At 71.6% G+C, this 26,355-nt stretch carries 20 protein-coding genes; 12 read left to right on the forward strand and 8 right to left on the reverse strand.

Annotated features, from left to right (window positions below; translation table 11 throughout):
- Positions 1 to 5: 5 nt before the first annotated feature.
- Positions 6 to 749 (reverse strand): CPBP family intramembrane glutamic endopeptidase, encoded by a 744-nt coding sequence (locus tag OG599_RS14530; protein WP_327176396.1) that lies wholly within the window; start codon positions 747 to 749, stop codon positions 6 to 8.
- Positions 750 to 957: 208 nt separating this feature from the next.
- Between OG599_RS14530 and OG599_RS14535 the strand changes: the two genes are divergently transcribed.
- Complete coding sequence (locus OG599_RS14535) at positions 958 to 2,769, forward strand: alpha/beta hydrolase (RefSeq protein ID WP_327176397.1); 1,812 nt, start codon at positions 958 to 960, stop codon at positions 2,767 to 2,769.
- Positions 2,770 to 2,891: 122 nt separating this feature from the next.
- Complete coding sequence (locus OG599_RS14540; RefSeq protein ID WP_327176398.1) at positions 2,892 to 4,832, forward strand: serine/threonine-protein kinase; 1,941 nt, start codon at positions 2,892 to 2,894, stop codon at positions 4,830 to 4,832.
- 29 nt (positions 4,833 to 4,861) lie between these two features.
- On the opposite strand, the gene OG599_RS14545 is transcribed toward OG599_RS14540, so the two are convergent.
- The gene (locus OG599_RS14545) at positions 4,862 to 5,392 is read right to left on the reverse strand and encodes a cupin domain-containing protein (protein ID WP_327176399.1); all 531 of its coding nucleotides are present in this window, start codon (positions 5,390 to 5,392) and stop codon (positions 4,862 to 4,864) included.
- Positions 5,393 to 5,475: 83 nt separating this feature from the next.
- Between OG599_RS14545 and pip the strand changes: the two genes are divergently transcribed.
- The 3 genes from pip to OG599_RS14560 all read left to right on the forward strand — a co-directional run bounded on the left by pip (position 5,476) and on the right by OG599_RS14560 (position 9,471).
- Positions 5,476 to 6,474 carry a prolyl aminopeptidase gene (gene pip, locus OG599_RS14550; protein WP_327176400.1) on the forward strand — a complete coding sequence of 333 codons (999 nt, stop codon included), beginning with the start codon at positions 5,476 to 5,478 and terminating at the stop codon, positions 6,472 to 6,474.
- Positions 6,475 to 6,761: 287 nt separating this feature from the next.
- A complete protein-coding gene (locus tag OG599_RS14555) occupies positions 6,762 to 8,240 on the forward strand; it encodes an ATP-dependent nuclease (RefSeq protein ID WP_327176401.1) in 1,479 nt (492 codons plus the stop codon).
- Positions 8,241 to 8,475: 235 nt separating this feature from the next.
- Entirely contained in the window at positions 8,476 to 9,471 is a 996-nt protein-coding gene (locus OG599_RS14560; RefSeq protein WP_327176402.1) for an aldo/keto reductase, read from the forward strand.
- A 298-nt stretch (positions 9,472 to 9,769) separates the two neighbouring features.
- Here the strand turns inward: OG599_RS14560 and thpR are convergent, their stop codons facing one another.
- The 3 genes from thpR to OG599_RS14575 all read right to left on the reverse strand — a co-directional run bounded on the left by thpR (position 9,770) and on the right by OG599_RS14575 (position 12,426).
- Entirely contained in the window at positions 9,770 to 10,369 is a 600-nt protein-coding gene (gene thpR / locus OG599_RS14565; protein WP_327176403.1) for an RNA 2',3'-cyclic phosphodiesterase, read from the reverse strand.
- A gap of 187 nt (positions 10,370 to 10,556) precedes the next feature.
- Positions 10,557 to 11,891 carry an MFS transporter gene (locus OG599_RS14570; protein WP_327176404.1) on the reverse strand — a complete coding sequence of 445 codons (1,335 nt, stop codon included), beginning with the start codon at positions 11,889 to 11,891 and terminating at the stop codon, positions 10,557 to 10,559.
- Positions 11,892 to 11,985: 94 nt separating this feature from the next.
- The gene (locus OG599_RS14575) at positions 11,986 to 12,426 is read right to left on the reverse strand and encodes a MarR family winged helix-turn-helix transcriptional regulator (RefSeq protein WP_327176405.1); all 441 of its coding nucleotides are present in this window, start codon (positions 12,424 to 12,426) and stop codon (positions 11,986 to 11,988) included.
- Between the two features lie 132 nt (positions 12,427 to 12,558).
- Between OG599_RS14575 and OG599_RS14580 the strand changes: the two genes are divergently transcribed.
- Entirely contained in the window at positions 12,559 to 12,771 is a 213-nt protein-coding gene (locus tag OG599_RS14580) for a ribbon-helix-helix protein, CopG family (RefSeq protein ID WP_327176406.1), read from the forward strand.
- A gap of 57 nt (positions 12,772 to 12,828) precedes the next feature.
- On the opposite strand, the gene OG599_RS14585 is transcribed toward OG599_RS14580, so the two are convergent.
- Positions 12,829 to 14,268 carry an NCS2 family permease gene (locus OG599_RS14585; protein WP_327176408.1) on the reverse strand — a complete coding sequence of 480 codons (1,440 nt, stop codon included), beginning with the start codon at positions 14,266 to 14,268 and terminating at the stop codon, positions 12,829 to 12,831.
- Between the two features lie 244 nt (positions 14,269 to 14,512).
- On the opposite strand from OG599_RS14585, the gene OG599_RS14590 reads away from it, so the two are divergent.
- Together OG599_RS14590 and OG599_RS14595 are read left to right on the forward strand one after the other, a co-directional pair.
- On the forward strand, positions 14,513 to 14,833 hold the full coding sequence (locus OG599_RS14590) for a DUF2530 domain-containing protein (RefSeq protein WP_327176409.1): 321 nt from the start codon (positions 14,513 to 14,515) through the stop codon (positions 14,831 to 14,833).
- 84 nt (positions 14,834 to 14,917) lie between these two features.
- A complete protein-coding gene (locus OG599_RS14595) occupies positions 14,918 to 17,425 on the forward strand; it encodes an HAD-IC family P-type ATPase (RefSeq protein WP_327176410.1) in 2,508 nt (835 codons plus the stop codon).
- Between the two features lie 353 nt (positions 17,426 to 17,778).
- Here the strand turns inward: OG599_RS14595 and OG599_RS14600 are convergent, their stop codons facing one another.
- Together OG599_RS14600 and OG599_RS14605 are read right to left on the reverse strand one after the other, a co-directional pair.
- Positions 17,779 to 20,988, reverse strand: coding sequence for a sacsin N-terminal ATP-binding-like domain-containing protein (locus OG599_RS14600; RefSeq protein ID WP_327180038.1), 3,210 nt, complete (start codon positions 20,986 to 20,988; stop codon positions 17,779 to 17,781).
- Between the two features lie 250 nt (positions 20,989 to 21,238).
- Positions 21,239 to 22,171, reverse strand: a complete 933-nt coding sequence (locus OG599_RS14605; protein WP_327176411.1) for a DUF3027 domain-containing protein — start codon at positions 22,169 to 22,171, stop codon at positions 21,239 to 21,241.
- Positions 22,172 to 22,606: 435 nt separating this feature from the next.
- Between OG599_RS14605 and OG599_RS14610 the strand changes: the two genes are divergently transcribed.
- From OG599_RS14610 to OG599_RS14625, 4 genes are read left to right on the forward strand one after another with little or no spacing between them, the layout of a single operon-like run.
- A complete protein-coding gene (locus OG599_RS14610) occupies positions 22,607 to 24,100 on the forward strand; it encodes an MFS transporter (protein WP_327176412.1) in 1,494 nt (497 codons plus the stop codon).
- A gap of 27 nt (positions 24,101 to 24,127) precedes the next feature.
- Positions 24,128 to 24,607 (forward strand): DUF2771 domain-containing protein, encoded by a 480-nt coding sequence (locus tag OG599_RS14615; RefSeq protein WP_327176413.1) that lies wholly within the window; start codon positions 24,128 to 24,130, stop codon positions 24,605 to 24,607.
- Positions 24,608 to 24,647: 40 nt separating this feature from the next.
- The gene (locus tag OG599_RS14620) at positions 24,648 to 25,343 is read left to right on the forward strand and encodes a futalosine hydrolase (protein ID WP_327176414.1); all 696 of its coding nucleotides are present in this window, start codon (positions 24,648 to 24,650) and stop codon (positions 25,341 to 25,343) included.
- Positions 25,327 to 26,217: a 1,4-dihydroxy-6-naphthoate synthase gene (locus OG599_RS14625; RefSeq protein ID WP_327176415.1), complete on the forward strand. Its 891-nt coding sequence runs from the start codon at positions 25,327 to 25,329 to the stop codon at positions 26,215 to 26,217. The genes OG599_RS14620 and OG599_RS14625 overlap by 17 nt, the downstream gene beginning before the upstream one ends.
- Positions 26,218 to 26,355 lie beyond the last annotated feature (138 nt).

The following is a 26,355-nucleotide window of genomic DNA, read 5'->3' on the forward strand; positions in this document are numbered from 1 at the left end:
CCGCCTTACCGCAGCAGGAACCCCGTCAGATACCCCAGTGCGTTGGTCGCCCAGTGCAGGCCCATCGGGGGGAGGAGGCTGCCGCTGCGTCGGCGCAGCTCGCAGAAGAGGACACCGGAGGCCGCGGTGAACAGCACCGCGCCGAGGTCGGCGACGACCGCCGCGATCACGGTTCCGGCGGAGGAGGTGCCGAAGAGGCCGGCGAGCGCGGGTTTGTCGGTGGCCAGGTGCAGCGACGGGAGGATGTGCCACATCCCGAAGAGGACGGAGGAGACGACGGTGGCGGTGACCGTGCCCCGGGCGCGTACGAGGAGCCCGTACAGCACCCCGCGGAACGCGACCTCCTCCAGTAGTACGGTGCCGACGGGGACCTGGATCAGCATGCGCCAGGCGACCTCGGCGCCGGAGAGGCCACTGTTGCGCTGGTCCTCGAAGAGGTCGCGGGTGGCGGGGAGCAGGGCGCCGACCAGGTAGACGAGTCCGACCAGGCCGACGAGTACGGCGGCCCAGCGGGCGCCGCGCGCCCAGGTGCCCCGGCCGAGTCCGGCCCCGGGCCAGGTGCCGCCGGACCACTTCCACACGCCGAGCAGGATCGGGGTGACGACCAGGGAGACGACCAGGCCCCAGCCGTGCAGGAAGACGTGGTTGACGAGGTTGGTGGCGACCAGGATGGCGACGGTCAGCGCGATCGCCCCGTTCAGGGGAAGCTTCGAGGGAAGCCTCAGGGGAAACCGCCGCCCCTCAGCCATGCCGCCTCCGTCCCCGCCTTCGCCTCCCTACGTGGGTCCACTCTCGGCGCCGCCCCCTGCCCGGGCAACTCGTACGGAGGCAGCCCACCACCGCCCACCACGGATCGCCGCCGTCACAGGGTGTCGCCGACCGGTGGCGTACCGTTCCGCCTAGCGTGCCTCTGGAACGGCCGGGTGACTGCGGCCGAGGTGACCCGGGAGGCCCCCCATGACCGACAGTGGCGGATCGACCGGATCACCCGAGCCGACCGGAGCGACCGGACCGACCGGACCGACCGGAGCGACCGGACAGAGGGACCGCTCCCGTCCCGCCGCGCGTCTCGTCCGGCGCCCCGTGATGCGTCGGCGGCCCGGCTGGGCGGGGGTTCTGGGGGCGGTGCTCTTCTACGTCGCCTCGTTCACGCCCTCGCTCATCCCCCGCTCGTGGCTGGTCCAGTCGCTGGCGGCCGGGGTCACGGCGGCGGCCGGTTACGGCGTGGGGTCGCTCCTGGGGTGGTTCGCGCGGCGCTGCGGGGCGCGGCCGGGCGGGGCGACGGTCCGGTGGGCGTGGCTGATGCTCGTACCGCTGGGGGTCGCGGCCGTCGTCGCGGTGACCGTACGGAGCGTGCACTGGCAGGGCGACGCGCGGCGGGCGGTCGACATGGAGCCGGGGCTGGTGTGGTGGCAGTGGGCGCTGGTCCCGTTCGTGGCGCTGCTGCTCTGCGGGCTGCTCGTCGCGCTGGCCCGGTCGGTACGGCTGGGGACGCGGACCCTGGCGCGTCCGCTGGAGCGGCTGGTGCCCCGGCCGTGGGCGCTGATGGTGGCGGCCGCGGTGGCGGTGGTCGTGGTGGTGGGGGTGGTCCAGGGCTTCCTGCTGCGCGGGCTGGTGGATCTGGTCGAGAGCAGCGCGTCGCTGACGAACGGGTCGACCAGCAAGGGCATCGCCCGGCCGCTGCTGCCGACGCTCTCGGGCAGCCCGTCCTCGCTGGAGAGCTGGTCCTCGCTGGGGAAGAACGGCCGGGACTTCGTCGGCCACGCCTCCACCCGGGCGGAGATCTCCGGGTTCACCGGCGATCCGGCGACGGACCCGGTCCGGGTGTACGTCGGGCTGGAGTCCTCGGCGACCCTGCGGGGCCGCGCGGACCTCGCCGTACGGGAACTGGAGCGGACCGGCGCGTTCCGCCGGAAGGTGCTGGTGGTGTTCGGTACGACGGGCAGCGGCTGGGTCAACGAGAGCCTCGCGAAGCCGCTGGAGTACATGTACGGCGGTGACAGCGCGGCGGTCGCCCTCCAGTACTCGTACCTGCCGAGCTGGCTCTCCTTCCTGACCGAGAGCGAGGCCGCCGTGGCCGGTTCCGCGCTCTTCGACGCGGTGTACGACCACTGGTCGGCGCTGCCCCCGGGCGAGCGCCCCCGGCTGCTGGTGTCCGGCGAGTCCCTCGGTTCCTACGCCACCGAGGGCGCGTTCGACGGCGAGCTCGCGCGGATGACCGCCCGCAGCGACGGCGCCCTGCTGGTCGGGCCGACGCTGCGGAACCCGATGTGGGAGAAGCTCGGCAGGGCCCGCGACCGGGGCAGCCCGCTCTGGCTGCCGGTCTACCGGGACGGGCGCACCGTGCGGTACGCCCGCCGCGAGGACGATTTCGACCGGCCGGCCGACGCCGCCTGGGACGCGCCCCGGATCGTGTACCTGCAGAACGGTTCGGACCCCGTGACGTGGTGGTCCCCCGATCTGCTGACGTCTCGGCCGCAGTGGCTCGTGGGTCCGAAGGCGCCGGACGTCTCCCCGGGGATGCGGTGGTACCCGCTCGTCACCTTCTGGCAGGTGACCTGCGACCTCGCGGTGTCCGACTCCGTCCCGGTGGGGTACGGGCACCGGTTCGGCACCCTCCCGGTCGCCGCGTGGGCCGCCGTGACCCGGCCGCCCGGGTGGACCGGGGAGGACACCGCCCGCCTCGAAGAGACGCTGGAGCGGAAACAGGAGGAGCGGGAGCAGCAGGAGAAGGAGAACGAGGAGGAGAACGAGAACGGGGAGCGGTGAAGGCCTGCGGGTCGATGCCCCCACCACCCACCGAAGCGTGACAGAAACGCAAGTCGGCGGGCACGATCAGGCACTGACGGACCGTCTACCCTGTTGCTTCCATGTAGTGCACAGGGGGTCGCATGCACAGCGAGGGAACGGCCGACGAGCCGGAAGGGGGCTTCGACGGCGACCCCGGAGACGGGCATCCCGCGGACGCGCCCGAGCCCCTCGGGGACGCCAACGGGGACACCGCCGAACCGGAGCCCGAGCTCCGCCCGCACATGGTGATCGCCGACCGTTACGAGCTCCAACGCCAGCTCGGCCGGGGCGGGATGGGCGTCGTCTGGGAGGCGCTGGACCGGCGCCTTGGGCGGCGGGTCGCCGTCAAGGGGCTGCTCTACCGGGGGGCCGTGGAGCCCGACACACAGGCGCAGTGGGTCGAGCGGGCGCGGCGCGAGGCGCAGGCCATCGCCCGGATCGGGCACCAGAACGTGGTGGCCGTGCACGACGTGATCGAGGCCGGCAACCAGGTCTGGATCGTGATGGAGCTGCTCAACGCCCGCTCCCTGGCCGACCTGTTGCGCGAGCAGCGGCGGCTCCCGGTGGCCCAGGCGGCCCGGATCGCCCTCCAGGTGCTGCGCGGGCTGCGCGCGGTCCACGAGGCGGGGGTGCTGCACCGGGACGTCAAGCCGCACAACATCCTCTTCCGGCCCAACGGCCGTGCTCTGCTGATGGACTTCGGGATCGCCACCTTCGAGGGCGCCGTCCAGCTGACCAAGTCGCAGGAGATCATCGGCACGCCGAAGTACCTGGCGCCCGAGCTGGTCCACCGGGGCGGCGAGGCGCTGCCGATGCCGGGCACCTCGGCGTCCGACCTGTGGTCGCTGGGGGTGACGCTCTTCGAGATGGTCGAGGGCCACGCCCCGTTCAACGGCCTCAGCTCGTACGAGGTCTTCATCGCCGTGTACGAGCAGCCGCTGCCCGCGATGGAGCACGCCGGCCCGCTCGCCCCGGTGATCCGGGCGCTGCTGCGGAAGGACCCGAAGGACCGGCCGTCCGCCCGGGAGACCGAGGCGATGCTGATGGCCGTCACCAGCGAGCCCCCGGCGCTCGACCCGCCGACCCACCGCCGGAACCCGCCCCTCGAACTCCCCCCGCACGACGCCGGCAACGCCGAAGACTCCGAAGAGAGCGACGGGCAGGCGTCGAAGCCCCGCCGCCGGCGCACCGTGATCGGCGCGGCGGCGGTCGGCTGCGCGGTGCTGCTGGCCGGCGGCGGCTGGCTGACCCGGCAGTACGCGGCCGCGCCCACGCCCACGTACCAGCAGGGGCACGCCGAGCTGAAGATCGGCGTCAAGGACGACCAGCCCGGGCTGAGCCAGCTCCAGCCGGACGGTTCGTACGCCGGGTACGACATAGACCTCGCCACCCGGATCGCGCGGCGCATGGGCTACGCGGCGAAGGACATCCGCTTCGTGCCGGTGAACAGCGAGAACCGGGCGTCGATGCTCTCGGCGGGGCGTGTCGACCTGGTGATAGCGAGCTACAGCATCACCCCGGAACGCAAGGAGCAGGGGATCGTCTTCGCGGGGCCGTACTACACGGCGCTGCGCAGCTTCCTCGTACGCAAGGACAAGAAGCCGGCGTACACCGACGCCGCCGACCTGATCAGCGACAAGGCCCAGGTCTGTACGGTGCGGGGCTCGACGTACGAGGGGTGGCTGACGGAGGCCGGGTACAACCTCACCAAGCGGCAGAGTTCCTACCAGCTGTGCGTGGACTACCTGTTGGACGACACGAGCGGGATCTCCGCCGTGTCCACCGACGACATCATCCTCGCCGGTTACGTCGGCCAGGACCCGGACAAGCTCCAGCAGATCAGCAACGCGGGCGGCGCCGAGGGGTACGGCGTGGCGATGGTGCCGGGTGAGCCCGAGCTGAAGAAGGAGGTGTGCGACGCGCTCGGGGAGATCGTGAACAGCCACGAGTGGGGGGACCTGTACACCGAGCACCTGGCGCCGCTGATGGCCAACGAGTCCGCGCCGAACCCGCCGAAGCTGACCGAGTGCGAGGACGCCTGAACCACCCGCCGGTGCGAGTGAGTCCGTGCTCAGCGCCCGCCCAGCCGCTCCCCGCACTCCGCGCAGAACTTCGGCGCCCGCCCCTCCGCGAGACGCCCGCACTCCGGGCAGACCCGGTCCAGCGCGCACGGCGCCTCGCCGCCTTCGGACTCGCCGCCTTCGGACTCGCCGCCTTCGGGATCCCGCGCGACGGTCCCGGGCGGTGCGGGCGCGATGGTGAGACCCGGGCGGCGGCGGTGGACGGTGAGGTACGCCAGTCCCCCGGGTCCGGCCTGGACGGCGCGGCGGGAGGTGCGGGGCAGCCAGGTGACCGTGGTCGGGGCGAGCGGCAGCGCGGTCTCCCCGGTGACGACGACGCCGCTGCCCGCGAGGACGACGAGGAGCACGTCGAGGGTGTCCTCCTGGTGCTCGCCGACCTCGGCGTCCGGCGGCAGCCGCACCAGGTTGGCGTCCAGCTCCCGCCCCTGCTCGGCCAGTTGCCAGAGCGCTCCCCGGCCGTCCGGGCCCGCCTGGGCGAGGGCGTCGGCGAGTACGGCGAGGTTCCGGGGCACGGCGTTCACGCCTCCGAGCGTACGTGGCCCGGGCCGCGCGCCTGCCCTCTCCCCCTCGTAGGCTGACCCCTTCCCGACCGAGGAGGAGTCGTATGCACCGCGAGCCCGGAGCGAGTTACCCGCCCGTCGAGCCGTACGACCACGGCCTGCTCGACGTCGGCGACGGCAACCTCGTCCACTGGGAGGTCTGCGGCAACCCCGAGGGGAAGCCCGCGCTCGTCGTGCACGGCGGCCCCGGCTCCGGCTGCAAGCCGTGGGCCCGGCAGCGCTTCGACCCGGAGCTGTACCGGGTGGTCCTCTTCGACCAGCGCGGCTGCGGGCGCTCCCTCCCGCACGCCGCCGACCCGGCGACCGGCCTGCGGCACAACACCACCGCCCATCTGATCGCCGACATGGAGCGCCTGCGCGTCCGTCTCGGCATCGAGGCGTGGCTGCTGTTCGGCTGGTCCTGGGGGGCGACGCTCTCCCTCGCGTACGCCGAGGCGCACCCGGAACGCGTCACCGAGATCGTGCTCTCGGCCGTCACCACCACCCGCCCCGACGAGATCGACTGGCTCTACCGGGGCGCCGGCCGGATCTTCCCCGAGGCCTGGGACCGCTTCCGCGCGGGCGTCCCGGAGGTGACGGCCCCCCGGCCGTCGGCCGCCGCACTGGTCACCGCGTACGCCCGCCGGACGGAGAGCGCCGACCCGGCCGTACGGGAACGGGCGACGGCCGACTGGTGCGCCTGGGAGGACGCGGTGCTGTCGGCGGAGGGGCAGCCGCCCGCGTACACCAGCAGGCCGCACCGGGACCGGCTCGGGTTCGTCCGGATCTGCGCGCACTACTTCGCGCACGCCGCCTGGCTGGAGGACGGGCAGCTCATCCGGGACGCGGGACGGCTCGCGGGCATCCCGGGGGCGCTGATCCACGGCCGGTTCGACCTGGGCGGTCCGCTGACGACCGCCTGGGAGCTGGCCCGTGCCTGGCCGGACGCGGAACTGACCGTCATCGGCGACGCCGGACACCTGGGCGGCGCGGCCACCTCCCACGCCGAACTCGCCGCGCTGGACCGGTTCGCGGGCAAGTCGAGCAGGGCCGCGAAGGACTAACAAAGCCAACGAAAGACTCCATCCCCCAAGAGTCGCCCCTGAAAGACACGCAAATCGAACGCATTGCCTCAATAGTGACCCACTTCAACACCCGCCAGCACGACAATTGTTACCAAACCACCGAAGCGCCTACTCGGATCGGCCTGCACCTCGGCAACTGGCTGGACACAGGAGCCCGGTACATGCCAACAACCTCGGCACCTTCACCCCTATACCGGGACGCGTTGGCAACTTAAGCTAAGGGCCAGATCATTGGATCACTTTCCTCAAACAGCCAGGGGGGCAGAATGAACAGTGCGCGCGTTTCGAAAACAATCCGTCCACTCACCAGCGATTGGAACATGGAACGCTATTCCGAAAAGGGATGGCCTCAATTCCTCGACGCGGTCACCATAAGCGGACTCCGCGGATGGACAGGAGAAACGGTTGAATTCAGATTCCCTGTAACTGCAATCGCAGGCGAGAACGGCGCCGGCAAGAGCACCGTGCTCAAGACGGCCGCAGCCGCGTACCGCGCCCCAGATAAACTTCCCGCAATGAGAACTTTCTATCCGGATGACTTCTTTCCCAACACTCCATGGGAAGTCGTCGAAAAGGTAAACCTGCATTACCAGTTCCACCTCGGCGTATCCGGAGATTCGTACGACCTTCGCAAGCCGAGCAAGCGATGGCGCGGAATGCCGGAGCGAAAGAGTCGCCCAGTATTTTTCCTCGACATTAGCCGCATTCAACCAATTGACACCCTCATCGGCTACGGAAAGATCGCAAAGCAGGCGACCTTCCGCGGGGACGAGACCGAGTTCTCAGACACCGACAGGAACATGCTGGCGAGAATCATGAACAAGTCGTACACGGCTGGCAAAATGGCGAAGTACGAACAGAAGCAGATCGGAATCCTCTCGACAGCCGAGGGAGAGTATTCCAATTTCCATCAGGGTGCCGGGGAGGATGCAACGACAGATCTTGTAAATCTGCTACGCACGGCACCCCGGAACTCGCTGGTGATCATTGATGAGATCGAATCGTCACTCCACCCAAGAGCACAGCGCCGCCTCATGTCCGAATTGTTCTCAATAGCCCACAAGCAAAGAATTCAATTCATTCTTTCTACGCATTCGCCGTACATCCTAGAGCAACTGCCTACCGAGGCAAGAGTTTACATCCAAGTCGAACGCCACGGTAACCGCGACGTCATCTATGGCGTCACTCCAGATTTTGCCATGTCGCTAATGGATGACGTGGATCACACCGAATTGACCCTGTACTGCGAAGACAAAGAAGCGGCGGTCATGATCGACGCGCTCATATCGAATGAGAGTCCAGATCTTAGGCGGCGGATTTCCATCACCCCCGTGGGCCCCGCCAGCACAGTGAAAACTCTCGGGCAGCTCGCAGATGAGGAAAAATTGCCCGGGAAATCGATTGGCATACTTGATGCCGATCAAGATCTTACGATCGGATGCGTACGAATACCTGGAACTTCTGCGCCCGAGCGAGAAGTATTTGAAAATACGGACGAGAATTATTGGGACGTCGTCGCACTTAGGCTAGGCGTCCGAACCGGAGACTTGCTGGACGCAGTCGAGGACGCCAAACGTCTTGAGAATCATCACGCATGGTCTCGACGTGTCGCCGAAAATCTAGGGCCGCGCGTCCGCACCGATCGAGTATGGGAGGATGCGGCTGCAGTATGGTCCCAAGAGGTCGTAGATTCTGCCGATCGAGCACAATTCGTCAAGGATATACTCGGGCATCTCGATGGTTAGTTCATCCAGACGGAGTCGACACCAATATCCGTAGGGCCTAAAAGAACGCACGCACCGCCTGACCTTTGGGCGGCGCGACTGCCCCGGCGGAGCTGGCAACTCGCAGTCCCTCGCCAGTAAGAACTGTGCAGCGGGGCCTCATCGCCACCCACTGGTCGTTGGCGACGACGATCGGCGGGAGGCGCCCCCGCGCCCCCTTGCTTCGAGCGCACTCGAAGGCGTTGGGTGGGGAGTCATGAAGTACACGCAGCTCGGACGCACGGGCCTCAAGGTCAGCCGCCTCGTTCTCGGAACGATGAACTTCGGCCCGCAGACCAACGAATCCGACAGTCACTCGCTCATGGACGCCGCACTGGACGCGGGCGTCAACTTCTTCGACACCGCGAACGTCTACGGCTGGGGCGAGAACAAGGGCCGCACCGAGGAGATCCTCGGCACCTGGTTCGCCCAGGGCGGCGACCGCCGCGACAAGGTCGTCCTCGCCACCAAGGTCTACGGGAACATGGGCCCGGACGGCGAGGCGTGGCCCAACCACGACAAGCTCTCCGCGCTCAACATCCGCCGCGCCGTCGACGCCAGCCTCAAGCGGCTCCAGACGGACCACATCGACCTGTACCAGTTCCACCACGTCGACCGGTCCACCCCGGCCGAGGAGATCTGGCAGGCCATCGACGTACTGATCCAGCAGGGCAAGATCCTGTACGCGGGCTCTTCCAACTTCGCCGGCTACAAGATCGCCCAGGCCAACGAGACGGCCAAGCGCCTCGGCTCGTTCGGACTGGTCAGCGAGCAGTGCCTGTACAACCTGATGGCCCGCGACGCCGAGATGGAGGTCATCCCGGCCGCCCAGGAGTACGGCCTCGGCGTCATCCCCTGGTCGCCGCTCCAGGGCGGCCTGCTCGGCGGCGCGCTGCGCAAGGAGCGCGAGGGCGGCGGCGCCCGGTCCACCACCGGCCGCTCCGCCGACGGCCTCGCGGACCCGAAGGTGCGCGCCCAGATCCAGGCGTACGAGGACCTGCTCGACAAGCACGGTCTGGAGCCCGGCGAGGTCGGCCTGGCCTGGCTGCTGACCCGCCCGGGCATCACCGGCCCGATCTCGGGCCCGCGCACCCGCGAGCAGCTCGACTCCGCGCTGCGCGCGGTGGAGCTGGAGCTGTCCGAGGAGGTGCTGGCCTCGCTGGAGGAGATCTTCCCCGGCCCGGGCCCGTCCCCGGAGAGCTTCGCCTGGTAGTCCGGCACGCCGCGTACCTCCCGGTACCGCTCCCGGTCGACGGTCAGCCGTCGGCCGGGGCGCCCGGGGCGCCGCCCGTGCGGGCCGTCGTCAGTTGCCCACGGCCGCCGCCACGGCGACGACGACGAACATCAGCACGAGAACGGTGGCCATGATGCGGTTTCTGGTCTTCGGATCCACCCGACGAGGTTAACCGCCCCACCGGCCTCCCCCGTCACCCGCCCCGGTCACCGGCCCCGCCCGGCCACCCCGCCCGGCGACGCTCACCGCCCCGCCCGGCCACCCCGCCCGGCGACGCTCACCGCCCCAGCGGCCAGGCCCGCACCTCCTCGTAGCGCGGCTGCTCGCCGGGCACCCCGGACACCGGCAGGTGGCTGCGGACCAGGCTCAGCGTGTCCGCCTCCCAGGCCACCCCCTCGAACCCCTCCAGCGCGCCGGTGAACGGGTGCAGGTCCACGTCCGTACGGCTGCGCGCGAGCGTGAGGTGGGGCCGGTAGTGGCGGTGCTCCTCCATCGGGACACCCGCCCGGCGGGCGGCGGCGTGGGTGCGTTCCGCGAGCAGCCGCAGCGCGTCCAGCCCGCCCGCCGCCCCGGCCCACAGCACCCGTCCGTCGAACCGGCCGCCGCCGTGCACCCGCAGCGGGAACGGCTCGCTCCGGTGGGCGGCGCGCTCCAGCCGCTCGTACAGCTCCGGCAGCAGCGTCTCGTCCACCTCCCCGTAGAAGGCGAGCGTGAAGTGCCACCCCTCCGTCCCGCTCCACCGCAGGCTCCCCGCCCCCGGCAGCGCGTGCAACGGGGCGACGGCGGTCCGCAGCTCCTCGACGGCGGGGGCGGGCGGCAGGACGGCGGCGAAGAGGCGTTGGTGCTGGCTGCCGGTCGCGGCTTGCTGGCTGCTCATGCGGGCGAGTCTCGCAGTTGCCCGCATGCCCGGGAGGCCGGACGTGTCGTCGCACGGCGTGGCTGCCCCGACGCGGGAGGCTGCCGGGGAGGAGCCGACCCGCAGAAGACCGGGCGCAGAAAACCGTTCCGCCCTCCTTCCCCCGCGCGCGGGAAGGAGGGCGGAACGGTGTCAGCGATCGCTCGATCTACGCCGCTGTCGCCAGCTGTTCGCGCGGGACGAAGCGGACGTGAGGGCGCCCCGGGCGGAGGTCCACCTTCACCCTCAGGCCGCCGAGGCGGGCCAGGACGAAGCCGATGACCAGGGCCGCGAGCAGCGATATGCCGCCGCCGAACGCGAAGCCGGTGCGGGGGCCGTACGTGTCGCTGATCCAGCCGACGATCGGGGCTCCGACGGGCGTACCACCGGCGAACACCATCATGTAGAGGCTCATCACCCGGCCGCGCATGGCCGGGTCCGCGGCCATCTGGACGCTGGTGTTGGCGCTGATGTTGGTCGTCATGCCGAGCATCCCGATCGGCACCAGCAGGACCGCGAAGATCCAGACGGCCGGCGAGAGCGAGGCGGCGACCTCCAGCAGCCCGAAGAGGGTGCCCGCCGCGACGACCATCCGCAGCCGCGAGGAGCGGCGCCGGGCGGCCAGCAGGGCTCCTATCAGGGAGCCGCAGGCCATCAGGATGTTGAAGAAGGAGTACATCCCGGCGCCGCCGTGGAAGATCTCGTCGGCGTAGGCGGTGAGCCAGATCGGGAAGTTGAATCCGAAGGTACCGACGAAGCCGACCAGGGCGATGGGCCAGATCAGCTCCGGGCGCCCCTTCACGTACCGCAGGCCCTCGCGGAGCTGGCCCTTGGCGCGGGGAACGATCACCGTCTGGTGGAGTTCGCTCGTCCTCATCAGCAGCAGGCCGACGAGGGGGGCCACGAAGGACAGGCCGTTGAACATGAAAGCCCAGCCGCTGCCGACCGTGGTGATCAGGACACCCGCGATGGCGGGGCCGATGAGGCGGGCGGACTGGAAGTTCGCGGAGTTCAGGCTGACGGCGTTGCGGAGCTGCTTCGGGCCGACCATCTCGGAGACGAAGGACTGGCGGGCCGGGTTGTCCACGACCGTGACCATGCCGAGCAGGAACGCGATCAGGTAGACGTGCCAGACCTGTACGAGGCCCGCGAGGGTCAGGGTGGCCAGGGACACTCCGCAGAGGCCGAGCAGGGTCTGGCTGACGAGCAGGAGCCTGCGCTTCGGGAAGCGGTCGGCGACGACGCCGCCGTAGAGACCGAAGAGCAGCATCGGGAGGAACTGGAGGGCCGTGGTGATACCGACGGCCGCAGCGGACCCGGTGAGGCTGAGAACCAGCCAGTCCTGCGTGATGCGGGACATCCAGGTACCGGTGTTGGAGATCACGGCGCCCGTGGCGAACAGGCGGTAGTTGCGGATCTTCAGCGACGAGAAGGTCCCGCCGGTCGTGCTGTCGTGGGTGGCGGTCGGTGCGGGGGCGGAGTCTGCTCCGGATCCCGTACTCAAAAGGGTTCGCCTCCTCGGCGTGGGTGAATGCTGGCAGGTGACGAAGGAACGGCGACGTCGAGCGCGGCGGCTGTGGTCCAGCCGGCCCGGGGCGTCACAGGTGGGCGAGCTTCTCGAGCACGGGTGCGGCGACCCTGAGCTTCTCCCACTCGTCCTCGTCGAGGCCCTCGGCGAGTCCGGCCAGCCAGGCGTTCCGCTTCGTGCGGCTCTCACTGAGCATGGCCTCGGCCTGCTCGGTCTGGCTGACCTTCTTCTGGCGACGGTCATCGGGGTGCGGTTCCAGACTGACCAGTCCCTTGGCTTCCAGCAGCGCGACGATGCGAGTCATCGACGGGGGCTGGACGTGCTCCTTGCGGGCCAGCTCACCGGGGGTGGCCGAACCGCAGCGGGCGAGGGTGCCGAGCACCGACATCTCGGTGGGGCTCAGCGACTCGTCGACGCGCTGGTGCTTGAGGCGTCGGCCGAGCAGCATCACGGCGGAGCGGAGGGAGCTCACGGCGGCGGCACTGTCGCCGTCGTGGATCAGGTCAGGCATGGTCATTAGCGTAACTCATTACTTTAACTAAAGACCAATCGGTGGTACGCGCGAGAAACTGCTCACCCGAACGAGTGAGTCAGGCGCGGAAAGTCACACCAAAAGCGCGCCGGGGCGGCGACCCTGCTTGGCATGGGATCGACAGTACTCAGCCTGCGGATCGACGGTGAGCTGCTCGACCGGCTCCGGCAGCACGCCGCAAAACGCGGAATGAGCGTCCAGGACTACGTGGTCCGGACGCTCATTCGCGACGACTTCGACGAGCGCTTCAAGTCGGCGGTCGACGAGACGGAGAAGTTCTACGGGCCCCAGGGCCGGCAGGACCCGGTGGACCGGATCACGTGACCGGGCGCCCGGAGGAAGGGGGGCGGCGGGTCGGGTGATCCGGTCGGCCGGGTCGGATCAGGTGAGGCCGAGGGCCGGCATCGCGTAGTAGAAGACGAAGACCGCCGACACCACGTACATGGCCACCGGCACCTCACGGCCCCGGCCGGCCGCCAGCCGCATCGCGCTGAAGGCGATGAAGCCGATGCCGATGCCGTTGGTGATGGAGTAGGTGAACGGCATCATCACCATGGCGAGGAACGCCGGGATGGCGAGGGTGAAGTCGCTCCAGTCGACGCCCCGGACCGAGCTCGCGACGATCAGGAACCCGACCGCGACCAGCGCCGGGGTGGCGGCCTGCGAGGGGACCATGGTCGCCAGCGGGGTCAGGAACAGCGCCACCGTGAAGAGCAGGCCGCTGACCACGCTCGCGAGGCCGGTACGCGCCCCCTCGCCGACGCCCGCGGTGGACTCCACGAAGCAGGTGGAGGCCGAGGAGGAGGTCGCGCCGCCCGCGGCGACGGCGATGCCGTCGACGAACAGCACCTTGTTGATGCCGGGGAAGTTGCCGTCCTTGTCGGTCAGCTTCGCCTCGTCGCCGACGCCGAGGATGGTGCCCATCGCGTCGAAGAAGCAGGACAGCAGCACGGTGAAGACGAAGAGGATGCCGGTCAGCACGCCGACCTTGGAGAAGCCGCCGAAGAGGCTGAAGTCGCCCAGCAGCCCGAAGTCGGGCGAGGCCACGGGGTTGCCCGGCCACTCCGGGACGGTGAGGCCCCAGGCGCCGGCCGGCAGGTCCACGGCCGCGTTGATGATCAGCGCGAGGATCGTCATGGCGACGATCGAGATCAGGATGGCGCCCGGCACCTTGCGGACGATGAGCCCGAGCGTGAGCAGCACGCCCAGCACGAAGATGAGCACCGGCCAGCCGTGCAGGTGACCGTCGCCGCCGAGCTGGAGCGGGACGGTGGTCTGGGCGAGGTCCGGGATGCGGGAGACGAAACCGGAGTCCACCAGGCCGACGAGCAGGACGAAGAGTCCGATACCCATCGAGATGCCCTTGCGGAGCGAGGTGGGCACGGCGGTCATCACACGTTCCCGGAGCCCGGTGGCGACGAGCAGCATCACCACGATGCCCGCGAGGACGACCATGCCCATCGCGTCCGCCCAGCTCATGCGGGGCGCGAGCTGGAGGGCGACGACGGTGTTGACGCCGAGACCGGCGGCGAGCGCGATCGGCACGTTGCCGATGACGCCCATCAGCAGCGTGGTGAACGCGGCGGTGAGCACGGTGGCGGTGACCAGCTGGCCGCCGTCGAGCTGGTGCCCGTACATGTCCTTGGCACTGCCGAGGATGATCGGGTTGAGCACGATGATGTACGCCATCGCGAAGAACGTGGCGAATCCGCCGCGGATCTCACGGGCGACCGTGGAACCCCGCTCGGAGATCTTGAAGTAGCGGTCGAGCCCGCCCTTCGGCGGGCTGGGGTCGACCTCTGCGGTGGCCGTGCCGGACATGTATGACCTCAGACGTACGTAGGAGCCATGAACAAGTGGGGGGAACGTTGGCCGTCTTTGGACTTTTACACGAACAAATCGCGCCATTCCCGAACGGATTAAGTATGAATACATAAGGCGAAGATCGCTATCTCCGCGCGTAGACCCTTGCGCCACAAGGGATCGGAGCCCTTATGTACACGGCCCTTATCAGCCACCCGGCCTGCGTCGCGGTACCCGACCGGGCGGCCCATAGACTGGGGCCATGGAGAAGTGGACACCGAAGCACGAGGCGCCCGAGCCCCTGGAGGGCCCCGTCGTCGCCACCATCACCGGCGGCACGATCCTCTGGTTCGTCCTCTTCCTCGTGCAGCTCCCCTTCTACGGCTGGTTCGACGACCACGGCCACCTCTGGTGGGTGTGGACCTGCCTCGCCGGGGCCGGGCTCGGACTGATCGGCATCTGGTACGTACGCGGCCGGGACGCCGCCATCAAGCGCCACGCCGCCGCCCGCGAGGCCGAGGCCGCCGCCGCGGCGCACGACGCCGGCCCGGACGCTCCGGGCACGCCGGGTACCACCGGCTGACCGCACCCCCTGCCGGACACGGCCGCCGACCCGTACCCGTACGTCGCCGGGCTGGCCCGGCGTTCCGCCCGTACCGTCTGAACCATGACGCAGCGGGCCATCGACACCTCCGGGGGGCAGCCCCCCGATCGCTCACCCTCCGAAGAGGCCGCGCCCCCGGCGTACGACCCCCGGGGGCTCTCCGCCGCCGAGGTGGCGGAGCGGGTCGCGCGGGGCGAGGTCAACGACGTGCCCGTCCGCTCCTCGCGCTCGGTCACCGAGATCGTCCGCGCCAACGTCCTCACCCGGTTCAACCTGATCATCGGCGTGCTCTGGGTGATCATGCTGGCCGTCGCGCCGATCCAGGACAGCCTCTTCGGGTTCGTGATCATCGCCAACACCGGCATCGGCATCGTCCAGGAGTGGCGGGCCAAGAAGACCCTGGACGGGCTCGCCGTCATCGGCGAGGCGAAACCCACCGTGCGGCGCGACGGGAACGCCGCCGAGATCTCCACCTCCGCGATCGTCCTCGGCGACCTGATCGAGCTGGGTCCGGGCGACAAGGTCGTGGTGGACGGCACCGTCGGCGAGGCCGACAACCTGGAGATCGACGAGTCCCTCCTCACCGGCGAGGCCGACCCCGTGCTCAAGCGCGCGGGCGACCCCGTGATGTCGGGCAGCTTCGTCGTCGCGGGCGGCGGGGCGTTCACCGCGACGAAGGTCGGGCGCGAGGCGTACGCGGCCCAGCTCGCGGAGGAGGCGTCCCGGTTCACCCTCGTCCAGTCCGAGCTGCGCAGCGGCATCTCGACGATCCTGAAGTACGTGACCTGGATGATGATCCCGACCGCGATCGGGCTCGTCATCAGCCAGCTGGTCGTCAAGGAGAACGACTTCAAGGAGTCGGTCGCCCGGAGCGCCGGCGGCATCGTGCCGATGATCCCCGAGGGGCTGGTGCTGCTGACCTCGGTCGCCTTCGCGATCGGCGTCATCCGCCTCGGCCGCAAGCAGTGCCTCGTCCAGGAGCTGCCCGCCATCGAGGGGCTGGCCCGGGTCGACGTCGTCTGCCTCGACAAGACCGGCACCCTCACCGAGGGCGGCATGGACGTGACCGAGGTCCGCCCGCTGGGCTCCGCCGACCAGGCGTACGTCTCCCGGGTGCTCGGCGCCCTCGGCGGCTCGGACCCCCGGCCCAACGCCAGCCTCCGGGCGATCGTGGACGCCCACCCCGACCCGGGAGGCTGGCGGGTGACGGACACCCTGCCGTTCTCCTCGGCCCGCAAGTACAGCGGCGCCGCCTTCCACGAGGACGGTTCCACCGGCGGCACCGGCGAGTCCACCGGCTCCGCCGAAGGCGCGGACGGCTCCACCTCCGTCGAAAGGGCCGCCGGGTCCGCCGACGCCGCCGACTCCGTCTGGCTGCTGGGCGCCCCCGACGTGCTGCTCCCCGACGGCGACCCCGAGCTGGCCGCGATCGAGGAGCTGAACCGGCAGGGGCTGCGGGTGCTGCTGCTCTCCCGTGCGCGGGGCGGCCTGGACGGTCCGGACGCCGCCGCCGGGTCCGTACCCACCGCGCTCGTCGTGCTGGAGCAGCGGCTGCGGCCGGACGCCGGGGACACGCTGCGCTACTTCGCGGACCAGCGGGTCGCCGCGAAGGTGATCTCCGGGGACAACGCCGTCTCGGTGGGGGCGGTGGCCGGAAAGCTCGGGCTGCCGGGCGCCGAGCACACGCTGGACGCCCGGCGGATGCCGGAGGACCGGGACGCGATGGCGACCGCGATGGAGGAGAACACGGTCTTCGGCCGGGTCACCCCGCAGCAGAAGCGGAACATGGTCGCAGCCCTCCAGTCGCGCGGCCACACGGTCGCGATGACCGGCGACGGCGTCAACGACGTGCTCGCGCTGAAGGACGCAGACATCGGGGTCTCGATGGGCTCGGGGTCGGAGGCGACCCGGGCGGTGGCGCAGATCGTGCTGCTGGACAACAGCTTCGCCACCCTGCCGTCGGTGGTCGCCGAGGGCCGCCGGGTGATCGGCAACATCACCCGGGTCGCCACCCTGTTCCTGACGAAGACCGTCTACTCGGTGCTGCTGGCGATCCTGGTGGTCTGCTTCCAGGTGGAGTACCCGTTCCTCCCCCGGCACCTGACGCTGCTCTCCACGCTGACGATCGGCGTCCCCGCGTTCTTCCTGGCGCTCGCGCCGAACAAGGAGCGGGCCCAGCCGCACTTCGTCCGCCGGGTGATGCGGTACGCGATCCCGTCCGGGGTCATCGCGGGGGCGGCGACCTTCCTCACGTACATGCTGGCGGGGAGCCACTACTCCGGCCCCGGGGCGCTCGACGCGGAGACCAGCGCGGCGACGCTGACGCTGTTCCTGGTGTCGATGTGGGTGCTGGCGATCATCGCCCGCCCGTACACCTGGTGGCGGATCCTGCTGGTCGCCTCGATGGGGGCGGCGTTCCTGGTCGTCCTCGCGGTGCCGTGGCTCCAGCACTTCTTCGCGCTGAAGCTGGTGGGCACCACCATGCCGTGGGCGGCGGTGGCGATCGCGGCGGGCGCCTCGGTGCTGCTGGAGTACGTCTGGCGCCTGGTGGGCCGCCGCTTCGGGGCGTAGGCCGTGTCTGACCATTCGCGTCGGATCAGCGGGCGGTGTCCGGTGCGGTGCCTCGCAAGGCGGAGGACCGCCCGCGTACTGGATGTACGCGGGCGGTCCGACAACACCGCGAGGTGCCGTGCCGGGCGCCGACCGCCCGGCGGGAATGGTCAGACACGGCGTAGCCCCCCGTCCGAGCTGCGGGTGGCTCGATCCCGTCCCGGCGAGAAGCCGGGAAACGCCGTCGACCCGGCCCTACGTCCGCCCCTGACGAGCCGCCCGCGGCGGGCCGTCGGGCGCTCCTCGCCCGGTGGGCCGCCGCTTCGGGGCATGGGCGGCGGCACACCAGGCGCACAGGCAGGCGCACAGGCGACTCAGTCGAACCAGCGGTCCCGGGCCAGCTCCTCCGTACGGGACGGGTCCTCAAGCAGGGCGGCGACCTCGAAGCGGCGGGGCCACTGGCCCGCCGCCCAGGCGAGTCCGGCCGCCACGCCCTCCAGGGTCGAGGCGTGCACGGTGCCGTCGGGGGCGCGGCGCCAGTCCAGTTCGACGCCGCCCGCGTGGAGCTCCTCGTGCTCGACGTAGGTCCCGGGGGTGCGGTCGCCGAGCAGGACGCGGACGGATTCCGGCACCTCGTGCTCCTCGCCCTCCGTCTCCACCTCCGCCTCGATCGTCTCGCCGAGCCGGCGGACCTGGAAGAGCTCCGCGAGTTCGGCGGCGCGCGCCGGGGCGACCGGCAGCAGCGGCAGCCCCTCCGCGAGCGGCAGCACGTCGGGGGCGTCGGCGACGACGGCGTCCGCCGCGTCGACCACCTCCACCGCCCCGTCCACGACGGCCCGCAACGCGTCGGGCAGGGTGACCTGTTCGGGATCGAGGTCGGCCAGCGCGGTGTAGAGGGCGTGCAGTTGTACGGCGGTCACCGGGCGGTCCTCGTCGGCGAGGCGGCCCAGCAGTTCGGCGGCGCCGCCCGGCTCGTCGAGGAGGGCGTCGACCGTGGTGCGTACGCCGAGGGCGCGGAGCACCTGGGCGTCGTCGAAGCCGGTGGCGTCCACCGCGTCGTACAGGCCGGCCAGCAGCGGGTCGCCGCCCGCCGCGCGGACACCGGCCGGGCGGCGGCCCTCCAGCACCGGGTGGTCACGCAGCCACCAGGCGGTGTACGGGCGTACCGAGCGGGTCGTACCGTCCGAAAGGAGCACCCGGACCGGCTGGGTCAGCGCGTCGCGCAGCGGCGGCCGGGAGAGCATGGCGAGCGCCTGCGGCCAGGCGTCGTCGGCGACGAGGTCGAGGTCGCGCACGGCGACGATCTCGGTGGCCACCGGCGGCACCGGGGTGTCGGGGAGCTGGTCGAGCAGGTCCTCGCACCAGACGTCGACGGCGTCCAGCAGCCCGGCGTCGTCGGGTTCGGCGAAGTCGCCGTCGCGGGGCTCCATTTCGTCCGGGTCGAGCACCACGTCGGTGGTGCGTACGAGGGCGAAAGTGGCGAGGACCCCGCAGGCGGTGAGCGGCTGCTCGCCCCAGCGATCGGCCAGCTCCTGGTCGCAGAAGGCGAGTTCCCCCTCGCGCATGATGTCGGCGAACTCGCTGCCGGGCAACACGAGTTCACCGGCGGGCGCGGTCTCGCCGTCCTCGTCGGGCAGCGCGAGGGCGCCGAGCCAGGGTTCGTCGCCGGGGTTCAGTTCGGCTTCGCGCACGAGGGTGAGCACGGTCTCCACGAGTTCGTCGCCGTCCAGCGCGTCCTCGTCCCAGATCTCGCCCGCGTCCAGCGATCCGGCGACGGCCGCCCGCACCTGAGGGGTGGTCAGCACGGCGCGCGGGGTGGCGGGCAGTGCGCCCAGCTTCTCCAGGAGCGGGTGCGCGGCGTCCGGGTGGGCGACCTTCAGGCCGAGCCGGGCGAGTCGGGCGAGCACCGGGCCGGTCAGCGCGTCGGGCAGCGGCAGCAGCACCTGGCGGGGGCCGATGGTGGTGCGGGGCGGCTGCCCCTCGGGGGCGTCGGGCGCCCCCGCCAGCGGGACGGGCAGCCCGGAGAGGCGGTCCGGGTCGACCCCGGCGAGGCTGTCGTAGAACCGCCGCCACCAGTGCGGTTCGCGCTCCAGACCGGCGAGCCGGTCGATCGCCTCGGTCAGCGGGACCCGGCCGACGCCCAGGGTGCGCAGCTCGGTGCGGCGCTCCAGCCCGGCGGGGAGCAGGCACGGCAGGACCTCGGCGAGCACCCGTACGGTCCCGTCCCCGGCGCCCTCCACGATCTCGGCCTCCACGGGCCGCAGTGCGGCGGAGTCCCGGTGGCGGACGGCGTCCGGGGTCTCCGGCTCCGCCCAGTCGTCGGCCCAGTGCCCGGTGACCGCGGCCGCCGGGTCGGCGGGCGCGGCCGGCGCCAGGAACGCGACCCGGGGCAGCCGCTGGAGGATCGCCCCGCGCAGCGCCCCGTCCAGCGCGCCCTGGCCGAGCGGGCCGGGCACCAGGTCGAGGGTGCCGGTGGAGACGGGGTGCCAGTCGGCGAGGAGTTCGGCGTAGGCGTCGGCGGCGCGCTCCACCAGGAAGTCGGTGAGCGGACCGGGCGCGGGGTGCCTGCGGGTGGTGTCCAGCGGCAGCGAGGCGATGAGCAGGGCGGGCACGCCGAGCGGCTCGTCGGTGGGCGTCGGGGCGTGCACCACGGGGGCGGTGGCGGGGCGGCGGGGCGAGCCGTCCTCGTTCACCGGGACCGCCCAGGTGACCGACCAGTGCGGGCGCAGCCGTTCCTCGACCGGCCGGTCGGCGAGCAGCGCGGGCTCGACGGGCCCGTGGTGGAAGACGGTGCGCCAGCGGTTGACGCCGTGCGCGGAGTCCTCGACGTGGATGTACGGGCCGTGCGCGGAGCGCCTCAACGTCCGTACGGCCGAGGGGGTTTCGACCACGATCTCGTCGAGTCCGGTCAGGGTGAGGAGGAGGGCGTCATCGATGGAGCCGAGAAGGCGCTCCACCAGGTCCTCGGCGGCGGTGTCGCGCAACGGCAGCACCACCACGGTGTCGTACCCCTCGGGCGCGGTGCCCTCGGCGGGCAGGGGGAGCCGCAGCAGCGGTACGTGGCCGTCGCGGCGGCGGAGTTCGTCGCCGAGGCCGGGGCTGCCGACGGCCGCGCCCTCGGCGAGGACGCGGGCCTCGGCGAGGGACCAGCGGACTCCGCCGTGACGGCCGAGGACGGCGGGCTCGTCGCTCACCGCGAGGACGGCGGCGAAGCCGACGCCGAAGCGGCCCACGGACGTCTCGTGGCCCTCGCGCTTGGCGGAGGCGCGCAGGGTGGAGAGGGATTCGACGCCGGTGGCGTCGAGCGGGGCACCGGTGTTGGCGGCGGCCAGCACGGTGGGGATGCCGTCCGCGCCGGGGTGCAGGGTGAGGCGGAGCCGGCCGGGCGCCCCCGCGCGGGCTGCGGCGTCGGCCGCGTTCTGCGCGAGCTCCACGACGAGGCGGTCGCGGTACCCGCCGAGCGCGAGGTCCTCCTCGGCGTTGGCGTCCTCGCGGAACCGGGCAGGCCCGGCCCCCCAGGCGTCGAGCACGCCGCGCCGCAGCCGTGCCGTCCCGAACGGATCGGCCCCCTCGGTCGCCTTCATGCTCACGCTTCGACTCCGCTCTGTTCCGCTGACCCGTCGGCCGTTGCCGCCCAGTGTGCGCCCGAACGTACCGCGCGGGGACGACAGCGCGGTCCACGGGAGCGGGAACGGCGGGTGGAACGGGGAGGAGCGGGAACGGCGCGTGGAGGCGCGTGGAGCGGCAACGGCGCATGGAAGCGCGTGGAGCGGGCGTGCGGCGCCGCGCGGCGGCCCGGGATCGCCGGAAGCCGCCGCGCGCGGTGCGCTTGCGTCAGGAGTGGCCGAGGTCGTCCGCGTGCGCGTCGGCCTCGTCGGGGACGGAACCGCCGTCCCGCTCGGGGTGCAGCTGGTAGGTGTCCACCCGCATGGTGTCGAGGGCGTGCGGGGCGGGCGTCGGCGGCTTCGGCATCACGGCCGCCTCGGAGTGGCCGCCGCAGCCGTACGCCAGCGAGACGACATGGCCGTCGGCGGGGCCGAACTCGTTGGCGCAGACCCCGAAGGCCTGCCGCAGCGAACCGGTCAGCGGGACCAGGAACGCGCAGCTCACGCAGGTCGCGGGGGCGGCCTGGGCCATCGGCGTCTTGGGGCCGAACTCCTCGTCCCAGCGGTCGGCCGCCGCGTGCAGACCGTACCGGGACAGCACCCGCGCACGCCGCATGCCCAGCTCTTCGGCGACCGAGGCGATGGAGCCCCGGCCGATCGCGGAGGGCCGCCGGTCCGTCAGCTCGGCGTCCTCGGTGTCGGCGAGGGCGGACAGCTCCTCGGAGACCTCCGGCGGTTCCGTCTCGTCGACGGTCTCGCCGGTCCAGCCGGGCTCCAGGCGAAGATCCTCGGCCTCGGTGGGCAGCAGGTCGCCGGGGCCCATGTCGCCGGGGCGCAGCCGCTCGCTCCAGGGCACCCACTCCGGGGCGAGCAGGGCGTCCGAGCCGGGCAGCAGCACCGTTTCGTCGAGCGTGACGTTCTTGGCGCGGGAGGCCCGGGCGACGGTCACCGCCCAGCGCCAGCCCCGGTACCCGAACATCTCGCACTCGAAGTAGTGCGTGACGACCCGGTCCCCTTCGGCCACCACGGCCACGTGCTCGCCGACCTCGCCGGGGGCCGCGGCCTCCTCGGCCGCGGCACGCGCGAGATCTACCGCTTCGGCACAGAGCCGGTCGGGAACAGGGGTACGGGCCGTACGGCTTCGCGTCGTCGCAGCACTCACAGGTCTCGCTTCTCTCCTACGCAGTCTCACGAGCGCGCCGATGGCTCCATCGATGTCCGATTTCAGCCATGACGGCTGTGGGCGGAGCGGACCTGGGGACCGCGTCGACGTCCACACCCGTTGTTGCCTGCCTCGGGCGTGCTTCTCGTAACCCATTCTGCGGGATCGCGGAGAGGCGCGCGGCCAAGAACAACCGCCGGTGGCGCGTAACGCACGCTACCCTCTCCGCCGCCCCGCGCCCACCTGCCCGTCCCAAACGCGACCTTACCGATGCGGGACGGAGCGGATTCTTCGGGACTCACGGCCGGAAAATTCCCGGATCTGCCCCCTCCCCTTCCCCCGGGAGGCCATTTGGTTCCGCCGTCCGCGCCCCGGTCGACGGACCCCGCGCGCCGTCGTCGGTTCGCCGGAGAGAAGCTGGGGCAGGATGACGAAGTGGCTTCCGTCCGGTCGCACGACGTCTCCGGCCCCTTCCGCAGGGCGGGCCGGTCGATGCGGCGCGCGCTGCACTCGGGCTTCTTCGGCACCGGCCGGTCCATCCGCAAGGTGACGCACGCCCACGGCGCCGGTGAGTCCGGGCTCGGCAAGCTGATCGAACTGCACGCCGTCAACGGCGCGGGCGACGTGATGATCACCGTGGCGCTGGCCTCCACGGTGTTCTTCTCCGTCCCGACCGACGAGGCCCGGGGCCGCGTCGCGCTCTACCTGGCGATCACCATGGCGCCGTTCACCCTGCTCGCCCCGGTGATCGGCCCGCTCCTCGACCGGCTGCCGCACGGCCGCCGGGCGGCGATGGCGGGCTCGATGCTGGTCCGCGCGGTGCTCGCGATCGCCATGTCCAGCGCGGTCGCCACCGGCGGCCTGGAGCTGTACCCGGCGGCGCTGGGGGTGCTCGTCTGCTCGAAGGCGTACGGGGTGGTGCGCAGCGCTGTCGTGCCACGCCTGCTGCCCCCGCGGTTCTCGCTGGTGAAGGCGAACTCACGGGTCACCCTGGCCGGGCTGCTGGCGACCGGGATCGCGGCCCCGATCGGCGCCGCGCTCCAGATGGCCGGATCGGCGTGGCCGCTCGTCGGCGCCTGTGTGATCTTCCTCGGCGGCACCTTCCTCGCCTTCACGCTGCCGCCCAAGGTGGACTCCGCGAAGGGTGAGCGCCGGGCCCGCCTCGCCGAGGAGCACCGCACGGCCGGCGCGGCCGCCGGGGCCACCCGTCCCCGGGGCTCCCGGACCGGCTCGACGCTGCTGCGTACCGGACGTACGTGGGCCGGGCGTACGTGGACCGGGCGCAGGGGGCCGGACGGGGGGCGGCGGGTCCGGGAGAAGCGGGAGCGGCGGCCGGGGCTGCGGTCGGTGGGCGGTTCCGTGCTGCACGGCCTCCAGGCCAACGCGGCGCACCGCGCGCTCTCCGGCTTCCTCATCTTCTTCCTCGCGTTCCTGCTCCGGGACGAGCCGCTGTCCGGGCAGAGCGCCGCCGTCTCGCTCGGCATCGTCGGCGTCGCGGCGGGCGCGGGCAACGCCTGCGGTACGGCGGTGGGCTCGCTGCTGCGGGCACGCGGCCCGGAGGTGATCGTCGCGACGGTGCTGGGGATCGCGCTGGGCGCCGCGGTGCTGGCCGCGCTGTTCTTCTCGACGGTGTTCGTCGCCGTGCTCGGCGCGGTCGCCGGCTTCACCCAGGCGCTGTCGAAGCTGTCGCTGGACGCGATGATCCAGCGCGACGTGCCGGAGGAGGTGCGGACCTCCGCCTTCGCACGGTCGGAGACGATCCTTCAGATGGCGTGGGTGGTCGGCGGCGGTATCGGGATCGCGCTGCCGCTCAATGGAGTACTGGGCATGTCGGTCGCCGCCGGAATCCTCGCGCTGGGTGCCGCAACGTCCGTACGGGGTCTCCTGACCTCCGCGCGGCGCGGCTCACCGCACCCCCGCGTGGCGTGAAGCGGAGCGACCGATAGCCTTCGGCCCATGACCGTTGCGTTCTTCTCAGGTAAGAGCCGTCGAATCGGCGTCGCTCTTGGTGCCGTGTCCGCGGGACTCCTCGTCCTGTCCGCCTGCGACAAGCCGACGCCGCTCGCCACCGTGACGGTCGGCACGACCTCGGTGTCGACCGAGGCCGCCTGCTACAACGACGGCGATCCCATCAAGGAATCGCTGATCCAGGGCTGCCTGAACAAGAAGGCCGACAAGACGATCGACGTCGCGATGGACGACCGGGTCCGCTTCGGCGTCGACCCGGAGGTCGCGGACAACGGCTGGACGCTCTTCATCGACGGCCAGCAGGCCGAGCAGGAGCCGTACAAGAAGACCTACCGGTCCATCACCGGCAGCGCGTTCTTCTCCAGCCAGACCGGCGAGACGAGCAACGAGACCCAGGTCAGCGTCGTCGAGACCGACGGTTCGAAGCTCGTCGGCATCTGGCACTTCAAGCTGAAGAAGACCGACTGACCCCGGTCGGTTCCGCCCTCCCACCCTGGACGTCCTCGAAGTGCGTGTGCTCGTCGTGACCGCTGTTCCCGCCGAACGGGACGCGGTCACACGCGCGTCCGGGGAGGCTCCCGAGGTGCGTACGGTGCCCGGCGCCGAGCTGCACCGCACCGGCCCGCTGGACGTGCTGGCGGGCGGGGTCGGCCCGGCCGCCTCCGCCGCGGCCACCGCGTTCGCCCTGGCCTCCGGCCCGTACGACCTCGTCGTGTCGGCCGGGATCGGCGGCGGGTTCGTGCCCGCCGCGCCCGTCGGCTCCCTCGTGGTGGCGAGCGGCATCGCCGCCGCCGACCTGGGCGCCGAAACCCCCGAGGGCTTCGTCCCCGTCACCGGCCTCGGCTTCGGCCGGGTGCTCCACGTGCCGCCGCGCTCGCTGGTACGGGAGGTCGCCGCCGCCACCGGCGCGGCGGCCGGCACCGTGCTGACGGTCTCCACCGTGACCGGCAGCGCGGAGCGTGCCGCCGCCCTGACGGCCGCCCACCCCGACGCCCTCGCCGAGGCGATGGAGGGGTTCGGGGTCGCCGAGGCGGCCACCGCTCTCGGGCTGCCGGTGCTGGAGATCCGGGCCGTCTCGAACCCGGTCGGCCCCCGCGACCGGGACGCCTGGCGCATCGGCGACGCCCTGGCCGCGCTCACCGGAGCCTTCGGGAAGCTCATCCCCGTACTGGAAGGTTGGACCCACCATGACCGCAACGACTGACGGCGCCGCCCCCACCGGCACGGACGCCGCGCTGAAGATCTCCTTCTCCCCCTGCCCCAACGACACCTTCGTCTTCGAGGCGCTGGCGCACGGCCGGGTCCCCGGCGCCACCCCGCTCGACGTCACCTTCGCCGACATCGACATCACCAACGGCCTCGCCGAGCGCGGCGAGGGCGATGTGCTGAAGGTCAGTTACGCGGTGCTGCCGTGGGTCCTCGACGAGTACGCCCTGCTGCCGTGCGGCGGCGCGCTGGGACGCGGCTGCGGCCCGCTCGTCCTCACCCGCGAGCCGGGCACCGACCTGACCGGCAAGACGGTCGCCGTGCCGAGCGAGCGCTCCACCGCCTACCTGCTGTTCCGCCTCTGGGCCGCGGAGACCCTGCCGGGCGGGGTCGGCGAGATCGTCGTCATGCCGTTCGACGAGATCATGCCCGCGGTGCGCGACGGGAAGGTCGACGGCGGACTCGTCATCCACGAGGCCCGCTTCACGTACCAGAACTACGGGCTGCACAACCTCGCCGACATGGGGCAGCACTGGGAGTCCACCACCGGGCTGCCGATCCCGCTGGGCGCCATCATCGCCAAGCGCTCGCTGGGCGCGGAGGCGCTGCACGCGCTGGCCGACTCCATCCGCACCTCGGTCGAGATGGCCTGGGACGACCCGGAGGCCTCCCGCGGTTACGTCCTGGAGCACGCCCAGGAGATGGACCCGGCCGTCGCCGACCAGCACATCGGTCTGTACGTCAACGAGTTCACGGCCGACCTCGGCGAGGACGGGTACGCGGCGATCCGCGGCCTGCTCACCCGCGCCGCGGCGGAGGGCCTCGTCCCGGCCCTCGCACCGGACGCGCTGGCCTTCCCCGAAGCGGTGTGACCCACTGATGGTGTGACCACCTGACGATGTGACCACCTGACGGAGTGACCGGGGGCCCCGGCGGGTTTGCGGCGGTTTCCGGCCAGACGTACGACGACGGCGGTCCCGGGAAGGGACCGCCGTCGTCGCTGTACCGGG

Source organism: Streptomyces sp. NBC_01335 (assembly GCF_035953295.1).
Classification (GTDB): domain Bacteria; phylum Actinomycetota; class Actinomycetes; order Streptomycetales; family Streptomycetaceae; genus Streptomyces.